Raw genomic sequence first — 21,310 nt, forward strand, 5'->3', positions numbered from 1 at the left:
CCCTTCTCACTTCCTCCCCGTCTTCTCACCCTTCACTCTCTCCAGCAAAACCTCAGCCGGCTCCCAGTCCTCCGCCTTCCGCACCTCTGCGAGCTCCCTCTCACTCAGCAACTTCCCCTCAAACGCCTTTTTCAAGATACTCTGCCTAAGCGCCTCAGCCTTCTCCAGATTCTCCGCGATGTCCTGTTCGACTTTATCGCAGACTGAAAGGCGGGTTTCGATTTCATTGACGATGGCTTGTTGTTTAGCAAGTGGAGGCAATGGAATATTTAAATCCACAAACCTTTTATGGGTGAGATTTACACCACTATCACTAATGCCCGTTTTCAAATCCTCTATTTTAAGTGTATATTTAGGGGAATTCAATGTATATTCAAAAAAATCAGGTAAAATTAGATTTGTTTTAAGTTTAATTCTGTATGCTTTATCACAATTGATTAATCTAGGTCTGACTTTTTTAACTAAGCAACACACTCCGACTCTGGCTCTAGGACCGGCCCGTGTTATTAGTACATCTCCTGCTTTAAGTTCATGTTTAATCCTTGGTTCTAAACTGTTAGGAAGTTTCTTGTTCTCTTTTTCATTAAAATAACCAGCTTGAATGGCAGTTGTTTTTATTACTCCCCATTCTTCATCATTCGTAGATGGCTCGTTATGACATTTAGGACTCCATCCTTGCCCAAGTTCCTCAATAACATTAACCATAGGTACAAACCTTTCAGTTTTTGTAGTTTCATCCAGCACCGCCTGCCTGTAAACTTTGAGCTGCTCCTGTGCCAGTTTGAGATTGGCGATGCCGTTGTCCAGTTCACTGAAGAGCAGCTCTATTTTGGAGACTATGGCGCGTTGTTCGGGGAGTGGGGGGAGATCTATTGCGATATTTCTGATTTCTTCAAGTCTGATTCCCTTTACTGTCGTACCACTGGACCTTTTAATAAATTCACTTTCAGTTGAATTGAAAAAGTAATAAAGGAACTTTGTTGACATATCCACTTTTGGTCGGACTATTTTCAAATCTTGATTTATGGCTATATTATCTTTTGCAATCACACATTTTCCGGGGGAAATACGGGTGACTAATATCAGCTCTTCTTGTCCTGCCAGTTGCGAGGAACTATTTTTTAAACCCAGTTCAGTGATCTTATCCTGAGTTTCATACAAATATTTATTTTTGACATCTTTTACTGAAGCCCATTTTATAGTTCCTCCCCAGTATTCAGATGTCTTTTTGTCGGGAGTACCTCCACCGACAAAATCAATAAGACTTCCAAGTTTGGTATCTACCCATTCAGCTTTTTCTTTTGGAGATTTTGAATAGAGGATGATTTGTGCAATGTTTTCTTCAATTGCAGAGTCTTCAGGCCCGTATTCTTCGTTATCTTCTGTCAAAAACACCGTCTTATATTCCCTTTCCGTAGAATTGCTCTGGGATTTTTTGTAGAAATAATCAAGTGGTAAATAACAGTAAGACTGTGGTGGCTTGAAATCTTTTTCCAGTAAGTATGGATCAATAGGCTCGGATAATTTCTCAAGATTCTTAATTTCAATGGCATAACCAATGTCAGAATTCTTAAAATATTCAAAGAAATCCTCTTCAAGTATACCGGCGTGTTTCCGGCATTTATCCCATAGTTTTTGGGGCGAATCCTCGATTATTCCCGCAATCTCGAAAGATGCGACGATTTTCTGAACGGGGGAGCTCGAATAGATGAATACCTTACTGATGTCCTTTTTTTTGAAAATAGCTTTTCTGAACTCGAATCTCTTTTTACCTGCGAGGATTTCATCCACATAAGTCGGTTTAATTGACAGTAAAACGTTCATCGAGTTTGCCACCGGTTTTTATGGCTAGATATTGCTCATGGTTTATCTCTCTTATTGATTGCGGGGCATCAATACCCAAGCCATTTAAGTACTTCAGATTTAAAGGATTTGGCAAGTATAAGTGATGTTTAAAGCGAAGCACAAAAACCGGGTCTTGTGCCCATTCTGAAAGTTCCTCATCTGAATAAACGCTTCTTTTGCCTACAATCCTTTTGAGTTCATCAGGATCATTTGTTCTGATCGGCTCTTGATCAACAACTCCAACGGCGGTGATAGAGTGCTGATCTTTTGAACGATAGAACAGAATGATGCTTCCTGGTGTTATCTTCTTTATTTTAGAAGCCGACAAATAGGCTTTTTTGATGGCATTTCCAGGAATATTGATTTCAGTATAATCTGCAAAAGTCAGTTGGCGCCTGGGATAGTCGGGAAATAGAGTATCATGGTACTGTGGCTGAATTGGAATTATGAACTTCTTGATGTTTGCACCATCTTTGAAACAGGGATAGTATTTCTTAGCGATTGCAAGAGGAGGCAAACTTCTATCTCCAGCGATGAACTTTTTCAGGTATACGTTTTCTCCGTTGCTGGCTTTCTTTCCAACGTCTTCAAAACCATAATTTCCGATAAGATAAACTAAACCGTCATCGTCCTCTTCAAAATGGGTCAGATAGGTTTCGAAGAACTGGTTATTGATACAGTACTGAAAAGCCATTTTAAGAAATAACTCTCCCATCTTCGAGCCAGAGAGATCAACTTTCAGTGTAGCTATCTTTACCCGGCGCCCGGCAGGCACCGGAGGAAAAGTTTCAATAGGCTGATCTTCATCTTTGAGCATAAGAAATGCTTTTATCCCTTTTTCCTCTTCATATGTCCAACACTTACGGCTTTGCTTGACACATTTTTCGTACCACCAGTTTTCAAAATCCGGATAAGCTTTCTTCAATGAGTCAAAAAAAGGCTGATTAATATCGATATCATGGGCATAGCACTCTTTTAGCAAAGTGTGCTTTGGCAGATGCCTGTTGTATAACCTACGGAAGTAATCAAGAGCCGAAGCAATGGAGAAAACACGATCGTCAATATCCAATAGAATTGCTTTTTTCCTAATTCCTTTATCTTCTGAAATCAAGAAATCAGCGAGATTCCTTTTAAGTGAAAAAAGAATGTCATTGTCGTTTTCGTCATGTCGATTCAGTGGAGTTCCGACAAAAGACATGAATTCATCATCTGGCTTTGGTGGTGAAGGAAGACGAGGATATCCTCTAAGTTTTGACAAAGTAATTTTCCTTCTTTCAATGTCGTTATCATTTTCGATATCCTTCAAAGAAGCAGGATGAATAAACTCTTGATGACCATGTTCCCGGATTAGCGAAAGCAATGATTGAAGATCGGGAGAAAGTTCTTTCGGGTCTTCAATATGAATCAAAATATTGGTGTCGTAAAGAATTTTCATCATTCAAAATCAACTCCACTTATCACCTCATTACATTAATTGTAGATGTTAAGAGGTTATAGAAATATTTTACCTCCGTTGGTGGAGTGATAGTATTGAGTGCTACTTAGAATAAGTCAAATGTATCTATGATCGATGTGTAACGTATTCAACTAACTCATTCCAGATTCAAGCTGCCAGAGCCTCACTTTCTTCGCTACAGTTTATACCACAGTTTATACCACAGTTTATACCACAGTTTATACCACAGTTTATACCACAGTTTATGCATCAATAGTAGGATTACTCAATTACTTCCCAATGTCCGCTCTTTCTTGATCCGATGCGCTTTATCTTTCCTTCATCTTTCAATTTGGAAAGGTTCCATTCAACACCTCGTATAGACAAATCCGTGATTTGACTAAGTTCTTCACGGGTAATAGCAGGGTTCTCTTTGATTGCTTCAAGGATTTTCTCCGAACTTTTCTCCGAACCATCACCCAACTCGATCTCCGAACCTGCAGCGCGTTTTCGGAATACCACGGAAAAGCTGCCATCGTATGAGAACTCCACTGAAGTCTTCTCATTCTCATCCACAGCCTGCCTGATGCGGTTAATGCCCGTGCCGACCTTCTCGATATAATCGATCCTGTGCAGCAGGGAGGCAATAAGGGGATTGCGGGCAACACTCCGGGTTCCAAACTCAGAGGGTTTCAGGCCGCTTGGCAGACCGCCGGGATTTGATATCTCCACCCTGTCGTCAAAGACCTCAACAAGCACATTGGAGCCCCTGTCAAAATAATCGCGATGACAGACGGCATTGATGATAGCCTCCCTGAGAGCAATATCAGGAATATCCGGAATCTCCTCCCGGCGGATCTTCTCTATCCTGTACTCCACATTGGTATGCCTCTTAACAAAAAGGATAGCATTATCGATATTCTCAACAATATTTTCCTTGAAATCCTTTTTATCGAGGATATTCACCTTTTTTGTTCCTTTATACAGGACACAGACAACGATTGCATGATTTAGCAGGAAATCAATATCCTTTGCGAAGAACAGGACCCCGGCATTGTTTAGTTTTCCGTCATCTGTGACACAATCCAGATTTCGCAGCAAAGCCATCTTGTCAATAGAACTGGTAATGCCTGCAAGTTTCAGGAAATTACGAAACGCCCTCTCATCAAAATCATTCTCAAAATCTGCCTTCCCGTTTCGAAGTTCCTCAAAACGGATACGACCTTCCTTCTGGAAAAAAGCGATGATCTCATTACGGTTCAGTTTCTGGGAATTTGCCCCGTTTCGAAGAAAGAACCCTCTGGAACATGCATAAGGCTTCTCGCTCCCCTCCGGTACATCAGCGACAATAAAATTGTCATGCACTTCGATCTTAACATCGAGCTGTGGCTGCAACTGCCTCAGGGAATCCTGCACCCTTGACCTGAAACTATTATCGGTCTGAACTCCCTTGATAATACCCTTATCAGAAATGCCAAGAAATACCTTCCCACCATTGGAATTTGCAAAAGCGCAAACTTCCTCCACAAACGACTTATCAAGACTCTCCTTGAACTCGATATGGTAACCCTCACCAGCCGCAACAATACTCTCTATCCATTCATCCATTTTCAAGCCGCCAGTGCTTCATTCAATTCGCTGATGATTACGTTCATCTCATCGCCAAAGAGCTGGTACATCCTGCCACGACCACCCAGGGCATCGAAAGGAGTGTAATCTAGGTCATCTATTTCCATGTGGAAACTGTTGCTAACGTAATCCTTTATCATGCGCAGCCAGTTCATCTGGTCTTCATTGAACTTCAGGGTTCCGGCCTGTTTGCTGAAAACCCAGTCCTGGAAATTGCGGTTCACTGTCAAATCGTAAGCTGTAAGAACCGGGTCTATCTCAGTCACCCTGCGGATAAGGGAGACCAGAGCTGTAAGCTCGTTTTTGGGGGAGTTCCCATTGACCTTTTCCAGTTGTTCGTATGCATGCCAGAGCCTGAAAGGTGCAAACTGGGGCTTATCCATCTTCATTTTCTCCAGCACTTCCTTGATCATATTGAAGGTCACTTCCCTGCGACGGAATGGCTGGTTGTAGAATATCTTCAGCGCCGTGATCTCATCCTTATGAGCTTCCAGGTATGTCTTAAAATCATTCACAATCTCCTCTGCATTCGCCACAGCATCCTTATCCCATTCGGCTCTGGTCACATTGTCAATATTCACCGTATCGATTATCTGCTCATGCACCCTGCGAACATTCTCAATGTATTCGTTCAGCTTTCCGGTAAAAGTAGACCTTGCAACATCTATCAGCTCCTGTTGGGCCTGGGCTGTCACCTGTGACTCCGTCATCTCCGGCTGGCGTAGCTTGATATCAAAAGCCTTCGTCTCAATAATATCAGGATTATAAGCATTCAGCAGGTCCCTCACCGTCTGGTTAACGGTCTTACCATCTGCCTTCTGGGCAAAATTATCTCTTTCCTCCTCCGTAAGCTGCCTGTTCAGTCTGGCCAGCCGGTTGGCAAGTGACACATACAGATCCTCATCCTGCGCTCCAAATGTCACAGCCGCCAGCAGGTCCTTCAGAGCAACACCCTTCTTACGTTCAAGTGGTCTGCTATCGGTCTTCATGGATTTTGTCACGCCCACAGCATCCACAATAACAAAATGCGTCTTAGCAGAAACCACTGAAGGTGTGACTTTCTTCAGGTCATCATACTCTATGGTACGTGTACCGCGTCCCTTCATCTGCTCAAAATAATTACGGCTTCTGACATCCCTCATAAACAGCAGGCATTCCAGCGGCTTCACATCCGTGCCTGTAGCTATCATATCTACCGTCACAGCGATCCTGGGATTATAATCATTCCGGAAAGCTGCCAGCACAGATTTCGGGTCGTCCTCGGCCTTGTAGGTCACCTTCTTGCAGAAAGCGTTCCCCTCTCCGAACTCTTCCCTCACTATCTGGATAATATCATCTGCATGGCTGTCCGTCTTGGCAAATACAAGGGTCTTTGGGATCTCCCTCCTTCCCGGGAATATCTCCGGCAGCTTATCCCGAAACGCCCGGATAACATTACGTATCTGGCTGGGATTGACCACATCCCGGTCAAGCTGCTTGCCATTGTATATCAGATCCTCATCCAGTTGCTCCCATCGTTTCCTGCGGCTGAGCTTCTCTCTTTTATCCACAAATTCCCTGGCCCTTATCTGCGCACCATTCTTTGTTATCTCAGTTTCAATGGTATAAACATCGTAAATGACATTAACACCATCTGCAACAGCCTCTTCATAGCTGTACTCACTTACAACATTCTCATTGAAAAACCCGAAAGTACGCTTGTCCGGGGTAGCAGTAAGCCCTATCAAAAAAGAATCAAAATAATCCAGCACCTGCTGCCACAGGTTGTATATTGAGCGATGGCATTCATCGATAACGACAAAGTCAAACTCTTCTATCGGTATCTTCTCATTATACACAACCGGGATCGGTTCTTTAGGTTGCCACTTCCTCTCCGCCGGATTCTCCTGCTCTGTTTCCTCATCCAGCTCCTCATCCTTCAGGATCGAATAAAATCGTTGGATTGTGGAAATGCAAACCTGACTATCCGAAGCAATATAATTGGAACGCAGCCGCTGCACATTATACAGCTCAGTGAACTTACGGTTATCATCATTTGGCACATAGGCCATGAATTCCTGCTCAGCCTGCTCTCCAAGGTTTCTTGTATCTACAAGGAAAAGCACCTTTTTAGCATCTGCATATTTCAGCAGCCTGTAAATAAAAGTAATAGCAGTATATGTTTTTCCCGACCCTGTTGCCATCTGGATAAGTGCCCTCGGACGGTTATCCTTGAATGAGTTCTCAAGGTTCATGATGGCCTTTACCTGGCAATCACGTAATCCCTTAGTTCCCAATCCCGGAATGTCAAGCAATCTCTCCCGCAAAGATCTCTCCTTTTTGAGCCATGTCCTGAAAGTCTCAGGCCGGTGGAAGGAAAAAACAGGCCTTGACCTTGGCTTTGGGTCACGGTAGTCTGTAAATCTTGTAAGCTCCCCGTTACTTTCATAAACAAAAGGAAGTCTGTCATTATTCAGGTATTTTAGTTTACTGGAAGCATATTCTGCAGACTGCTCCTCAACAACGGTCAGTTTATGTCCCTCTTCCTCCTTTTTTGCCTCAATAACCCCAACAGGATCTTTATCCACAAAAAGAACATAATCAGCAGGTCCTACATCAGTCCGGTACTCACGAACAGCAATTCCACAAGAAGCACTCCAGTCTATATCATCCATTTTTTGTACTTTCCAGCCAGAATTATTCAGGTTTTCATCGATCCTGTCTCTGGCTTTCTGCTCTGGATTTTGATTATAGTTCATGTTACTGCACTTCTAAACGTCCGCTGTTTATCATGAGTTGCGGGTAATTCTAAGGGTAAAGGAAATGATCTTGACAAAGTTTAGGTGTACATTCAATATAAATATTATCTGTACGAGTGCAGATAATAATTAAACAAGTAACACAAACAAATAACACGAAAAGGCAAAATTACTTTAAAATAAGAAATCCGATGTAAAGATGTATTTAGGGAAGAGCCCCGGGAAACTATGGAAGTGCTATACTGGACAACAAGGCTACAATATCTTTGTAGCTGGTATGTTAAATTCCCGGAGCTCACTTTGATTGTCTGTATTGTGGTGAAAGAACAACAAAAAATAGAAATGAGGAAGCACTTAAAGTGCTTCTCCATCTGTTTCTCCTGTACGGATCCTGATGATCTTGCTTACAGGGTAGATAAAGATCTTACCATCACCGATTGAACCGGTAGCTGCTGTCTTGATGATGATGTCCACGACAGCATCAACATCTTCCTCCTTTGCTACGATCTCTATCTTTATCTTTGGTAGCAGGTCAACACAATACTTGCGTCCTCTCCACTGCTGCATTACGCCCTTCTGCTTACCACGGCCTTTTACATCGGTCACGGTGACACTCTCATATCCTGCTTCTTCCAGTGCGTCCTTGACCTCATGGATCTTCGTTGGCCTTATGATTGCTTCTATCTTCATCATTTAAATCACTCCTTTGCAATAAGGAACTCGGGGTATGCACTGATACCGTGCTCAACTATGTCCAGTCCGGTTATCTCATGTTCTTCGGATACACGCAGTCCTATGGCCATGTCAAGTATCTTAAAGACAATGAATGAGACTCCAAATGCCCATACTATGCTGAGTATTACTCCAACAACCTGGATAAGGAATAGTTGGTATCCTCCGTAGATAAGTCCTGCTGCTCCTGCTGTGTATGCTGCATCTGCGACTATTGAACCTTCACCTGTTCCCAGGGCGAAGATACCCACAGCCAGCAATCCCCAGCTACCGGAATATCCGTGTACGGCGATTGCACCTACCGGGTCATCCACCTTGAGCACATTCTCATTGAACATTACTCCTGCGTATACTATAATACCTCCGATAAGACCGATGACAACTGCTGCCCAGTTACTCACCGAGCCACATGGTGCCGTGATCGCTACAAGACCTGCAAGAAGGCCGTTTGCTGTGAGTGATGGGTCCGGCTTTCCTGTCTTCATCCATGTGATCGCCATGACTGCTATACAGCCGGCTGCACCGGCAAGGAATGTGTTTGCGATAACAAGATTGACGAACGGATCGTTTGCATCCAGTGTACTGCCTCCGTTAAACCCTACCCAGCCAAACGCCAGTATAAGTGTACCGAGGAATGCCAGTGGAAGGCTGTGACCGGGTATTGCCATTGGCTTGCCGTTCCTGAACTTTCCGATCCTTGCACCAACGACCATTACACCGGCAAGTGCTGCATATCCGCCTATGGAGTGTACCACTCCGGAACCTGCAAAGTCATGGTGCGCAACACCTATTGCATCAACGAGGAATCCGCTTGTAAGGATACCCGAACCACTCCATACCCAGTGTCCGTATATCGGGTAGATAAGTGCTACCATGATTACCGTGAATATGAGGTACGCCTTGAAATCAGTCCTCTCAGCCATTGCACCTGAGACTATGGTTGCGCCGGTTGCTGCAAAGACCATCTGGAACCACCAGCTGTTCCACAGTGCATTGTCAGCCCCCATCAGGAAGAACTGGTCAATACCTATAAGGCCTGCATAGTCTGCACCATACATAATGCCCCAGCCCACGGCCCAGTATACAACTACGCCAAGGCTGATTGTCATGAGGTTCTTCATGAGGATGTTGGCCGTGTTCTTGGTTCTTGTCAGGCCTATCTCCACAAGTGAGAATCCGGCATGCATCAGGAATACTATTGCACCTGCAATGACCAGCCACATGAATGTTAATGCTGTCTCCAGGTTTGCAATTGATTCACTGTTCTCTTCAACAGTTCCTGCAGATGCCGGAACTATAAATGTCATAAATATGATGCTGATCAGCAGCAAAGCCTGCCAGATCATCTTTGAATTGAATTTTTGTGATATTCTATACATGAGTAACACCTTTGTTTTGTCTTTATAGGAAGACGGATGCTATGTGTAGACTTTATATTATTTAAACATATTGGTTATTTACACTTATTTACTGTTTCTTTTGATTTTATTTGTGTATTTTTCTGTATTTTATTTCTTAAAATATCAATATAATTGAATTGTATCGGGTAAAAACGGTCAAAGACCGGGAGAATACACACAAAAAGCTAAATTTACTCCTTCCGGAATATCAGAACAAGTGCTACTTTTCGGGAATCGTTTTTTTTCCGGGCAACTCATCGTTATGTTTTCTATCTGCTTTTCTTAAAAGTGACTTGTCCAAAAACACGCTTTACTTGTCCAAAAACATGCTTTAATTTTGAACCGCTTAGCTCACAGAGAACGAGGATTGTTGTCATTGTCAGTGAACTTTGCAGACTATGTTGTTGCATCTGTCACGGTCGGGGTTGCAGCACGAGGGTTTTAATGAGGACTTAATAGGGCAAAAATAGAGTTACACTAAAATAGAGCTACACTTAATGACTGTAACATTATCTGATCACTATAGAATATGATCCATGATCACGATATTGAACAAAAAACACAAACATGTTAACAATTGCAGGATATATACAAAAACACTCTTTCTGGCTTCCAAAAAATATAGGATCAATGATGGTTTGATGGTATCTATAGCCTTTTCATTCTATTGTATTCCATCATTGCTGATACAGGATTCGTATCAACCTTGATACCTGCCTCTTCCACAGCAGCAACCGAATTGATTCCTACCATTACGGATATGCCTACTTTTCCTCTTTCTATGGGTGCATAAAAGATGTCCTGATAGGGTTCACTTATTGTGATATGGCCATCAATGTCATGTCTTTTTGCCTTTTCCAGAATGCTGGCAGCCTTCTGGGATGCAGACGCCGGTATCTGGCGCACGTTCGCAAGCATTTTTCCATTACCTGTATCAATTGCTTCAAGTATGGATGTAGCTTTGCGCCGAAGGAATATCTTTATGGGATCTATAGAGGTACCGCTATATGATATGAGGTCCAGGAATCCTGCAGGGATGTGATCTTCCATTTGCATGAGCCCTCCATAGGTAGGAACCACCGGTACTCCGTTTTTCAATAGCAATCCGTCAAAAGTTATGCTGCATACAGTTGCGACCGCAACTTTTCCATCGGGTACATAAATATCAAGGTCTGTATCCTCTTCGATTATACCTACTTTAGGACTTATAGTTGCACCATGGTCCATGGCATACCTTATGATATCCATGGCATTATCGTAGTCGTCCTTATCTATGTTGGTGATATTGACTATCACATTCCCTTTGCCCGTTTCCAGGTCATAGTCGGTTTTATAGATAAGTTCTTCTATCCGTGTGATGACAAAACCGAACCTGTCACTGATAAGGGCATCACTGAGCTCTTTCTTGCCACGCTCGGTAATGGTCCTGCCGATGTATCCATGTTTTTTGGTGAATCCTCTTTCATCGAGTATACGTAAATGGTACCTTACTGCCCTTTCCCCAATGGCATATCCCCGGTTATGGAGCTCATCAGCTATAAGGCGTGCACCCAGAGGTTTATCGCTTTCACTAATTATCCTCATTATTTCGACAAGCTTTCTCTCAACGTTTGGATCTGTCATTTTTTCACCAGGAATTTCGTGTTTACATCGTAAACGGCGTATTACTTATATTCTATGTCTATTTAAGATATACTGTTAGTTCATATCCTTCCGGTCCTAAGTATGTATATTACAAGCCACATGCCTAAAAATCCGGCAACAAGGAATCCCATTACTCCCAGCAAAGGTACTCCCCATATGTATGGCTCCATTCCGGTCTGTATTATCAGGGACGACCCTACTATTATGGCTGAAATTATAAGGCTGAAAGCCAGTCGGTTGCTTGCGGCATCTATCTCGGCCACTATCCTGTCAAAACCGTGTGAATCGATGCGCAGTTTCAGGTATCCCCTTTCTGCGATATCGAGTATATGGGAAAATTTAATGGGTAAACGGTGAAGTACCCGGGACCAGCTGTTAAAATCCCGGTAAGCGCTGCTAGCTATGTTTGTAAGTCGAAGGCGGTCTTTTATTGCTTTCTTTGCAAAGGGCTCTGCTATGACGGTCAGATTGATATGCGGATCCATGATACTGCCAAAACTTTCTGCTGTCATGGCACCTTTTGAGAGCAATGCGATATTTGAAGGGATACGAACCTGATATTTCCTCAGGAGATTGATCATCTCTTCAAGTATCTGGGCAGTGTTAAGTTGGCTGAGGGGCCTTCCATAATATTTGTAGAGCAGATTATCGATATCCATCTTTAGTGAGGTAATATCCGCATCATCATCTATCGAACCAAGGTCCCTCAAAAGCTCTACATATAATAAGGTGTCACCCCTGGTGATGGCAATAAGGTCATCAATGAGCAGATTGCGCATGTCGGCCGAGAGGAATCCTGCCATACCAAAATCCAGCAGAGCTATGCGGCCGTCTTTCATTATAAAGACATTTCCGGGATGGAGGTCCGCATGAAAGAACCCATCTTCATATATCTGCTTCATGAAGGCTTTCAGCACCTCAATAGCTATGTCTGCTCTGTCAGCTCCCATCCTTTCAAGCTCGTCAAAAGAGCTGCTTTTTACGCCGTCTATATATTCAAGGGTCAGTATCTTTGCGCTGGTGTAGTCCCAGTAAACCCTGGGGATGTATATACGTGGATGGTCCCTGAAGTTGCGGAAAAAGTGATCTGCATTCCTACCTTCCTGTGCATAATCAAGTTCTGCCTTTATGGAACGCTCGAATTCTCCGACGATTTCAACAGGACGGTATAGTTTTGCCTCAGGCAGGTGTTCTTCAGCAAAAGCGGCAATGCTGTACATTATGTCCAGATCCGCCTCGATCGTTTTCCGGATACCGGGTCTCTGGACCTTGACAACTACCTGGTCACCGCTTTTTAATTTAGCCCGATGGACCTGTCCGATCGAGGCCGCTGCAATGGGCAAATCTTCAAAGTCTGCAAACAGGTCATCTATACCGGCTCCAAGCTCTTCCTTGATCAGTTTTTCAACCTCTTCTATTCCAAAAGGCTGTACATCATCCTGCAGCCTGGAAAATTCTTTGCTGTATTCCGGTGGTATCAGATCCTGACGCATACTGAGTATCTGTCCAAGCTTTATGTAGGTAGGTCCAAGCTCTTCAAGCATGAGCCTGGCATTCAGGGCACCGGAACCTGTGTCCTTATGGACCTTTTCCTGTCTTCGGATCCGTGACTTTAAAGGTCTTATTCCGCCTATTCCCATCCTGTCGGCCAGATATCCGAACTCATATTTTATAAGGGCATCAACGATCTTCCCATATCTTCTGATCATTGTGTATCTGTGGAGCTTTCTGGGTTTCATCATCTTCTTTTTACTTCAATTTTTTTGTTTGGATGTAGTGATTTAGTACTGGCTTTATTATTAAATTATCGTTATGCTTTATTGAGGACTGAGGACATGATCGTGTTTTGGTTCTGAGGGTCAGTTATATAATTCTTAATCTCAAATTATCAATGGCCAGAATAAGTCTGGCTTATTCGAAAAGAGATGGATAAGAAATACAGAGGAGTGAAAATATGTTATTCTTTGATATAAGTTCGTGGGAACCTAAAGATAGTGAGAAAGTGATCGAGCATTTCAAGAAATTAAGACCACCTGCAGGAATTAATGTTATCAACCAGTGGGTGGACCTTAACGGCGGCCGTTATTTCATTCTTTATGAGGCTGAGAACACAGAAGCCTATGCCGAGTTCAACCTTCCCTGGTCTGATATCTGCAGGATAGACAGCGTACCTGTGATGGAGTCTACGGATTTCATAAAATTAATGGTATCAAAGGGACTTTGATCCCCTTGGTTCTATTTTTATAAACTTCAGTCAGAAGGCGTCAATGTGATGATCTTTTCATTATTCCCTATTTTTACAGTGAACTCACCTTCGGGAAGAGAGCAGGTATCATACTGGTGGTAAAAGTTCCCTTCCTGGTCCGCATTGACTGTCTGGGTGGCCACAAAATCGATCTTTACTTCCTTTTCCCCATCGGGCACATTTCCGTTTATTGCAATTTCGTAATTCCCTGCAGGAACATTTTTCTCAAAGAATTCTGCGATCCCTTTTTCAGCATGAAAACTACGTTTGAAATCCACAAACATCCTGACTATAAAATTAAGGTCCTCCACTTTCTGTGATCTGACCCGGAAGCTGTTGCTACCTCCGGGTATCCTGATATTTTTGAACACATACTCGTATCTGTTATCAATGACCGGTACAAACAGCGTGAATGAAACTTCCATGCCTATGTTTTCACCGGGTGCTGTCTTACCCTTGATGTCGAGTACATCTCCGGTACATGGGCCAGAAGGGAGAAATGTCCATTCATCCACGGATGCATCCGGGTTCTCTTCCTTCAGGTCGTGGGTCAGGGAATAAAGTGCCTTTGAAATATTCAAAAAGATGTTCTTCTCTTTGCTGAATACAAACCCTCCTGTGTTTGTTTTACAGGTCTTTTTCCTTGTCATCGGAACTTGTGAGCCTGTCTATCTTCTCTTCAAGACTTTTGATTATATCCTTCAGCTCTTTGACCTCATCCTTTGTTGCTATATCCGTCTTATTGATCGTTTCCTGAACTTTAGAAGAGATCTTTTTCTCCATGTCCTCTTTCTGTTTCTTCTGTTCCTCGACTACATCGCGGACAAACTGTTTCCCCTCTTCCTTTTTGATCTCCCCGTTCTCAATAAGCTCATCGGCGATATCCTGTATCTTCTCCTCTGTCAGTGCCCACAAACCAATCCCGAAAAGACCGACCTTTTTCATGACTTCTGTGATATCTGTAACGTCTTTCATTATAAACCTCCATTGATTAATTAGCATGTGTTATGATAAATATCTTATTCTGGGTGTTCATTCCCGAAGTTGCGGTCTGAGGATGTTCTATCTATTATTATCAAAAAAACGGATGTAATTCGAAATGATCTAATTCGCAATAATATATTATCATGTAAAAAATGTATTAAAGGCCGCTGCCCGTGAGTTCACTGATATCATGTTCCATGTATTTTGCATGGCACATCTCTATGAGCCTGCCGCATACCTCATCCGGTCTGCCGTCCATGGTCACTTTTCCATCATCGATAAGGATGGCCCGGTGTGCAGCTTCTTTCACAAAATCTGTGTGATGGCTCACAAATACGATGGTAGTACCGAATTCCCGGTTTATGTTCTTCAGGGAGTTTGTGACATCCCTGAGAGTTACAGGGTCCAGGTCGCCGAAGGGTTCATCAAGCATCAGTATCTCCGGGCGTGATATGAGTGCAAGTGCAATATATGCCCTGACATGTTCTCCCCCGCTTATCTGGTATGGGGTCTTATCAAGCACAGACATTGGAAGGCCAAGAGCTTTGAATACCTCGGCAGCATGTTCATCTACTATGTCCTTTGTGATCGTGGGGAAGAGTCTGGCGTAGATGTCAACTGACAGGTTCATTTCTTTCAGTGTCTTATCCTTCTCTTCCTCTGCAACTTCGGTGAGCTTGTACAGTGTATCAAGTGCCTCATCTGATATTCCAAGTTCCGGGGCTTTCTGCCTTGCATATTCCAGGGATCCTTCCCCCTTCAGGCGCAATTTGAACGCAAGTTGCTCCCTGATGGTGGAATGCGGGGAAAGTGTGAATTCCTGGTGCATGATGCTCATCTTTCTGCGCAGGTCCAGGCGCAGTGTTGTGAAATCAACTATATTGAGCCATTTTCCATGGTGATGGTAGCTGATCTCTCCTTCTTTAGGCAGCCTCAATCCCTCTATCATCTTAAGCAGTGTTGTCTTCCCGGAACCCGAAGGTCCGATCAATGCGGTTACCTCACCTTTGTTTATGTCAAGCGAAACATCTTCGAATTTCAATACTTCTCCGACCCTCAAAAGAACAAAACGGTTAGAGAGTCCCCTTACTTTTATTATGGGTTCCCTGTCGTCCAATCCGGGAAGAGGAACCTGTTCATTGAGGTCTTTCAGGAAGTGTCTCAGCACATTTTCAGGTTCTCCGGTCTCAACCATCTTTCCGTCTTCCAGGTATGCCACTCTGTCTGCAAGGTAGAGGTGGATCTCCGGAAGGTGTGAAACAACGATTATCGGGATGTCAAGCTCTTTTTTTATGTCCCTGATAACATCAAGCATTTCCTGTTTTGTGCCGGGGTCGGTCATTGTAACAGGTTCGTCAAGGAGCAGAAGCCGTGGTTTTGCTGCAAGCTGGCGTGCAAGTATAAGCCTTTGCTTCTCACCGCCGCTTAAAAGATTAGAAGAATGCTGTGCCTTGTGTTCAAGGCGTACAAGGCGCATGTAATACATGGCCTCCTCATGCAGTTCATCGTAGTTGAAAGCATCAGGTTCAGGCAAGCCCTCATGTCCATCTGCAAGAAAATTGAGCCTTCTGATTATATTCTCCACTGCCGGTCCGTTCCAGAGTCCGAAATTGCGCTGCAGGTGTATTGCACTGTTATATGCAAGGAATCTGAGTTTGTTTTTTTCATTGCCGGGTTCTATCTTCTTCCCGTCAAGTGTGAAGTTCCCGGAATCAAAATCCTCAAGTCCTCTCAGGATCTTCAATATGGTGGTCTTTCCACTCCCGCTTTTCCCGGTGATCCCAAGAATCTCTCCGTCTGCAACATTGAAACTGATATTATCCAGAATTCTTTTCTTTTCATTGTTGAACTCATATTCCTTTACGATATTGCATACTTCAAGCATAAGCAATCCTCCGCGAATGGCTCTGATATGAAGGGAATAATTAAGAAAAAAGTATCTGATTATCTCTTAATAGCTGAAACAAGCTCCTCTATCTTTGCAGTGACATTGGAACTCTCTTCCAGGATAGTCCCTGTTACTATCATGTCTGCTCCTGCAAGGGCGCAGATCCTGGCAGTCTCACCGTCGCGTATGCCGCCTCCAACTATCAGTTTATTGTCTCCAAGGACATGCTTCACCGCACCTATCATCTCAGGTGTGACCGGAGCACTGGCACCGGAGCCGGCTTCCAGATATGTGTAGTGCATCCCCAGGTATTTCCCTGCAAGTGCATAGGCAACTGCAAGTTCGGGTTTATGTCTTGGTATGAGCTTTGCGTCACCGACCCATCCCACGGTCCCTCCGGGCTCGACTATCAGGTATGCCATGGATATGGGCTCGATACCGCTCTTGTAAACTATCGGAGCACCCATTGCCTGGTTGGTGGTGATGAAATTAATATCACGGGAATTCAGCAGGCTCATAAAGAATATCGCATCAGCATACCTGCTGACACCTGCAGCATTGCCCGGGAACAGAATTGTTGGCTTGTCTGTCTTCTCTTTGATCTTGAGGAGCGTCTGATCAAGGATCACCCCTCCGGCTCCGGTGGAGCCCCCGACCATGATGGCATCCGTGCCACCAAGAGCAGCAGCATATGCTATCTCCGCAGCCTGGTCCGGGCTCTGGGATGCCGGATCGATAAGTGTCAAGTGAACCGTACCTTCACTTTCAACGATCTTGTTAAGGTACTCTTCCACTTGCATAAGAACGATCAGCCTCTTGTTTCCTTGGATTTCATACGCAGGTCTTTGCAACCGCATTTCCTGCATCTTGTTGCACGTACTGCATTGCGTGCATTGCAGTCCATACAGATCTTCTTTATCAATATTCTGTTTTCAGCTTCTGGGAATCTTGCCATTATTTTTCACCTGAATGATTGTAATATGTATATTAGAATAGGCTGCTTACATGATGCTCAAAACATATAATTGTTTTGGCAATCCCTGCTCTATTTACTATTCTGTGGAGTAAACCTGTCACGACGTTTTAATGTATAAATATTGCTGCTAATTATCAGATTTGCAGGATAAACTATATATCAAATATAATAATTAATAATGACCGATGGCTATGTCTGAAAAGGATCTGGAACAAAGAAGGAAGGAATGGTATGCAAGGATGAAAAATGAGGGTAAGATCAGGAATCCCACTGAGGATCATAATGCAACCCTTAAGGCCATGCAGAACCCTGTTCGAAGAGATATCGTCAAACGTCTGGGCGATAAGAAAATGACCTTCGATGAGCTAAAGTCTGAGTTCAACCTTGACGACATGCAGATGAAGCTGCATCTTGGAATGCTCAAAGACACCCTGCACATCGAAAAAGAAGATGATACTACCTATGTTCTCACACCTCGTGGCGAGACGTACCTTGAAAGTGTTAAGCCAAAGGATGATCTGAAGACAAGAAGGGACGAATGGTACGAAAAGGCAAAGAAAGAAGGCAAGCTCAAGGCAAATCCCACCGAGGACCATAAAGCAGGTTTGAAGGCAATGCAGAACCCTATTCGCAGGCAGATTGTTGAAAGCCTGGGTGAAGGGAAAATGACTTTCGATGAGGTCAAGGCCAGGTTTGATCTTAATGATGTACAGGCCAGGCTGAATCTTGATATGCTTGTGGATACTCTATACATCGAAAAAGAAGATGATACGACTTACGTTATCACGGTACGCGGCGAAGCATTCCTGGAGAATGTGGATGCAAAGCACCTTTAAAGCTGACACCCAGCTGGTAGATCTGATAATGAAATACAAAAGTGAGTTTTAGTCAAATAGATAAAAAGTTCTAAATGGGGTTACAACCCCATTTTTTAGCTTCAGATTCATTCTTTCAATTTTGCAAGCACTTTCTCCCTTGCTTCACGGGCGTCAGCTCGTCCCTTAGTCTTCTGCATGACCTTACCTACGATAAAGTTCAGGGACTTTTCCTTGCCTGCAAGGTAATCTGCAACAGCTTCCGGATTTTCAGCAATTGCTTCTTCAACTGCTTTTGCCACGATGTCGTCCTCAACCTTGAGCAGGCCTTTCTCATTGACAATATCCCGGGGCTTGCCACCATGGTCAAGGACTGTGCGGATGATCTCAACGCCACTCTGTTCAGTTATCCTGTTACCTGTTACAAGTTCCATGATATCGACTATATCGTCCACTGTGAAAGCATCGATTGCAAGGTCACGATAGTTGAGCTCTCCCTTGAGTATGTCGGCAACCCATACGGCTGCTGCCCTCGGGTCCACCTTTGCTGCCACCTCTTCATAGAAGTTGGCCACCTTGATCTCTGTGGTCAGTGCTCTTGCGTGCATGTCTGCAATACCGTATTCCTTCATGAAGCGTTCCTTCTTTGCATCAGGAAGTTCGGGCAGTGTCTTAAGAACCTCCGGCACCCTGCCAGCAACCCTTAACGGTACCAGGTCAGGCTCTGGGAAGTAGCGGTAGTCATGTTCCTCTTCCTTGGTACGCATGGAAAGCGTCACACCTCTTGCCTCATCAAAGTGCCTGGTCTCCAAAGTAATAGTACCACCACGCCTGATGTGGTTCTTCTGTCTCATTATCTCGTAGAGCAGGGCCCTCTCGGCTCCCTTGAAGGATGATATGTTCTTGACCTCAACGCGCTCTCCGTTAAAAACAGAGACATTTGCATCAACCCTCATTGCTCCTTCCAGATCGCCGTCAAAAACGTCAAGGTAGTCGAGGATGCTTCTGAGTTTGTCCAGGTAGCGCCTTGCCTCCTTTGGGCTTCTCATATCCGGCTCACTTACAATTTCAATAAGTGTCATGCCAGATCTGTTGTAGTTGATGAGCGTACCCTTGGACCTGTCGATACTTCCCATGTGCTGCAGCCTTCCGGGGTCTTCTTCCATATGGGCACGTGTGATCCTTATCACACGTTCCCCGTCCTCACCTTCGATCACTATCTTTCCCTGTCCCGCGATAGGATAATCGTACTGTGTTGTCTGGAATCCCTTTGGAAGGTCGGGGTAGTAGTAGTTCTTCCTGTGGAACTGGGTCTGCTCAACGATGCTGCAGTTAAGGGCCAGCCCTATCTTTATGGCAAACTCCACAGCCCTTTCATTGATGACCGGCAGTGAACCGGGAAGTCCCAGGCATACCGGGCATACATGTGTGTTCGGTTCGGAGTTGTGGTAGTTTGTGGAACATCCACAGAACAGCTTTGTGTTCAGCTTGTTCAGCTGGACGTGAACCTCCAGTCCTATCCTTACTCCGTCTGGGTTCTCGTAAACCATTATGCCACCTCCGGAGGTCTTTTGTTGTGATGGTCTGTATTTTGCTCAAAGCTGTAGGCTGCCCTGATGATCGTGTTCTCATCGAAGTGCTTACCGATTATCTGGAGTCCCACAGGCATTCCGTCTGCAAGTCCGCATGGTACTGAGATGGACGGTACTCCTGCCAGGTTGATGGGCACCGTGTTAACATCTGTAAGATAAAGTGAAAGCGGATCCTCTATCTTTTCCCCGATCTTAAAAGCCGGTGCAGGCATGGTCGGTCCCATGAGCACATCAACATTTGCAAGCGCCCTGTCAAAGTCCTGTTTCACAAGGGTCCTTACCTTGAGTGCTTTAAGATAGTACTTGTCATGGTAACCCGCCGAAAGTGCGTAGGTCCCAAGCAGTATCCTGCGCTTGACCTCTGCACCGAATCCTTCTGCGCGTGTCTTTGATGCCATGACATGCCAGTTCTCGCCATCCGCACGGTAACCGTATCGTGTACCGTCAAAACGTGCAAGGTTTGAAGAAGCCTCGCTCATGGCTATGATATAATATGATGCAAGGGCGTATTTTGTATGTGACATGGACACTTTCTCGTAAGTAGCTCCCATGTCCTCGAATTTTGCGATGCTGTCCCATACTGCAGCTTCAACCTTCTCATCGATACCCTCTCCAAAGTACTCTTCAGGTACGCCGATCTTCAGTCCTTTGACATCATCCTTCAGGGCATTGCAGTAAGTGTTCTCCCGGTTGATGGATGTGCTGTCCCTGGGATCATATCCTGCAACTACGTCCATGAGTATTGCGATATCTGCAACATTGGTTGCCAGGGGACCTATCTGCTCCAGTGAGTTCGCATACGAGATGAGTCCATACCTTGAGATACAGCCATATGTAGGTTTAAGTCCCACCACACCACAGAATGCTGCCGGACATCTGACCGACCCCCCGGTGTCAGAACCAAGGGAGACCGGTGCCTCACCTGCCGCAACCACAGCGGCACTGCCTCCTGAAGATCCACCAGGCACCCTTTCATGGTCCCAGGGATTTAAGGTAGGTCCGTAGTAGCTGGATTCTGTGGATGTTCCCATTGCGAATTCATCCATATTGGTCTTTCCAAGGATCACTGCGCCTGCTTCCTTTAATCTCTCGATGACATGTGCATCGTATGGTGGCACATATCCCTGAAGTATCTTTGATGAGCAGGTAGTGGAGAGTCCCTTTGTGGATATGTTCTCCTTGATAGCGATCGGTACACCTGCCAGAGGTCCCTGGTGGCCGTTTGCATCGATCTTGCGGGCTACGTCGATAGCTTCATCCCAGAGGGTCGTGAAGCCATTTATCTTGCTCTTGCCAATGTCCTCAATATAAGAGGCTGTGACCTCTTGGGCTGAAGAGTCTGCGATTTTCTGCCTGATGCCTGAAATATCCTTCCATGCTGCCATAT

The 21,310-nt window shown here is 44.4% G+C and carries 17 protein-coding genes; 2 read left to right on the forward strand and 15 right to left on the reverse strand.

All coding sequences use genetic code 11. From position 1 onward, the window contains the following. Window positions 1-6 precede the first annotated feature (6 nt). From V7O64_RS11280 to V7O64_RS11315, 8 genes are all read right to left on the reverse strand, one after another. Window positions 7-1,824 (reverse strand): restriction endonuclease subunit S, encoded by a 1,818-nt coding sequence (locus V7O64_RS11280; RefSeq protein ID WP_407355488.1) that lies wholly within the window; start codon window positions 1,822-1,824, stop codon window positions 7-9. Beyond that, the gene (locus V7O64_RS11285) at window positions 1,802-3,283 is read right to left on the reverse strand and encodes a PIN domain-containing protein (protein WP_407355489.1); all 1,482 of its coding nucleotides are present in this window, start codon (window positions 3,281-3,283) and stop codon (window positions 1,802-1,804) included. The genes V7O64_RS11280 and V7O64_RS11285 overlap by 23 nt, the downstream gene beginning before the upstream one ends. A gap of 279 nt (window positions 3,284-3,562) precedes the next feature. Next, on the reverse strand, window positions 3,563-4,888 hold the full coding sequence (locus V7O64_RS11290) for an ATP-binding protein (protein ID WP_407355490.1): 1,326 nt from the start codon (window positions 4,886-4,888) through the stop codon (window positions 3,563-3,565). Between the two features lie 2 nt (window positions 4,889-4,890). Then, window positions 4,891-7,647: a DEAD/DEAH box helicase family protein gene (locus tag V7O64_RS11295; protein WP_407355491.1), complete on the reverse strand. Its 2,757-nt coding sequence runs from the start codon at window positions 7,645-7,647 to the stop codon at window positions 4,891-4,893. A 354-nt stretch (window positions 7,648-8,001) separates the two neighbouring features. Continuing rightward, complete coding sequence (locus V7O64_RS11300; RefSeq protein ID WP_407355492.1) at window positions 8,002-8,340, reverse strand: P-II family nitrogen regulator; 339 nt, start codon at window positions 8,338-8,340, stop codon at window positions 8,002-8,004. Window positions 8,341-8,345: 5 nt separating this feature from the next. Next, a complete protein-coding gene (locus tag V7O64_RS11305; RefSeq protein WP_407355493.1) occupies window positions 8,346-9,758 on the reverse strand; it encodes an ammonium transporter in 1,413 nt (470 codons plus the stop codon). Between the two features lie 669 nt (window positions 9,759-10,427). After that, a complete protein-coding gene (locus V7O64_RS11310) occupies window positions 10,428-11,402 on the reverse strand; it encodes a DUF128 domain-containing protein (RefSeq protein WP_407355494.1) in 975 nt (324 codons plus the stop codon). An 80-nt stretch (window positions 11,403-11,482) separates the two neighbouring features. Then, on the reverse strand, window positions 11,483-13,165 hold the full coding sequence (locus V7O64_RS11315; RefSeq protein WP_407355495.1) for an ABC1 kinase family protein: 1,683 nt from the start codon (window positions 13,163-13,165) through the stop codon (window positions 11,483-11,485). Between the two features lie 212 nt (window positions 13,166-13,377). On the opposite strand from V7O64_RS11315, the gene V7O64_RS11320 reads away from it, so the two are divergent. Then, window positions 13,378-13,647, forward strand: a complete 270-nt coding sequence (locus V7O64_RS11320; protein WP_407355496.1) for a DUF3303 domain-containing protein — start codon at window positions 13,378-13,380, stop codon at window positions 13,645-13,647. A gap of 26 nt (window positions 13,648-13,673) precedes the next feature. On the opposite strand, the gene V7O64_RS11325 is transcribed toward V7O64_RS11320, so the two are convergent. The 5 genes from V7O64_RS11325 to V7O64_RS11345 all read right to left on the reverse strand — a co-directional run bounded on the left by V7O64_RS11325 (window position 13,674) and on the right by V7O64_RS11345 (window position 17,495). Further along, window positions 13,674-14,318, reverse strand: coding sequence for a hypothetical protein (locus tag V7O64_RS11325; protein ID WP_407355497.1), 645 nt, complete (start codon window positions 14,316-14,318; stop codon window positions 13,674-13,676). After that, window positions 14,296-14,643 (reverse strand): phasin family protein, encoded by a 348-nt coding sequence (locus V7O64_RS11330; protein ID WP_407355498.1) that lies wholly within the window; start codon window positions 14,641-14,643, stop codon window positions 14,296-14,298. Before V7O64_RS11330 ends, V7O64_RS11325 begins: the two co-directional genes overlap by 23 nt. Before the next feature lie 166 nt (window positions 14,644-14,809). Continuing rightward, window positions 14,810-16,537: an ABC transporter ATP-binding protein gene (locus tag V7O64_RS11335; protein WP_407355499.1), complete on the reverse strand. Its 1,728-nt coding sequence runs from the start codon at window positions 16,535-16,537 to the stop codon at window positions 14,810-14,812. Between the two features lie 59 nt (window positions 16,538-16,596). Then, window positions 16,597-17,340 carry a geranylgeranylglyceryl/heptaprenylglyceryl phosphate synthase gene (locus tag V7O64_RS11340; protein WP_407355500.1) on the reverse strand — a complete coding sequence of 248 codons (744 nt, stop codon included), beginning with the start codon at window positions 17,338-17,340 and terminating at the stop codon, window positions 16,597-16,599. A gap of 8 nt (window positions 17,341-17,348) precedes the next feature. Continuing rightward, window positions 17,349-17,495, reverse strand: a complete 147-nt coding sequence (locus V7O64_RS11345; RefSeq protein ID WP_342304091.1) for a 50S ribosomal protein L40e — start codon at window positions 17,493-17,495, stop codon at window positions 17,349-17,351. A gap of 206 nt (window positions 17,496-17,701) precedes the next feature. Here V7O64_RS11345 and V7O64_RS11350 point away from each other — a divergent pair, with 206 nt between their 5' ends. Next, the gene (locus V7O64_RS11350; RefSeq protein WP_407355501.1) at window positions 17,702-18,352 is read left to right on the forward strand and encodes a hypothetical protein; all 651 of its coding nucleotides are present in this window, start codon (window positions 17,702-17,704) and stop codon (window positions 18,350-18,352) included. A gap of 107 nt (window positions 18,353-18,459) precedes the next feature. Here the strand turns inward: V7O64_RS11350 and gatB are convergent, their stop codons facing one another. Continuing rightward, window positions 18,460-19,881 carry an Asp-tRNA(Asn)/Glu-tRNA(Gln) amidotransferase subunit GatB gene (gatB, locus tag V7O64_RS11355; RefSeq protein WP_407355502.1) on the reverse strand — a complete coding sequence of 474 codons (1,422 nt, stop codon included), beginning with the start codon at window positions 19,879-19,881 and terminating at the stop codon, window positions 18,460-18,462. Further along, a complete protein-coding gene (gatA, locus tag V7O64_RS11360) occupies window positions 19,881-21,308 on the reverse strand; it encodes an Asp-tRNA(Asn)/Glu-tRNA(Gln) amidotransferase subunit GatA (RefSeq protein WP_407355503.1) in 1,428 nt (475 codons plus the stop codon). The genes gatB and gatA overlap by 1 nt, the downstream gene beginning before the upstream one ends. Window positions 21,309-21,310 lie beyond the last annotated feature (2 nt).

This window comes from Methanolobus sp. WCC5 (genome assembly GCF_045690325.1).
Taxonomy (GTDB): domain Archaea; phylum Halobacteriota; class Methanosarcinia; order Methanosarcinales; family Methanosarcinaceae; genus Methanolobus.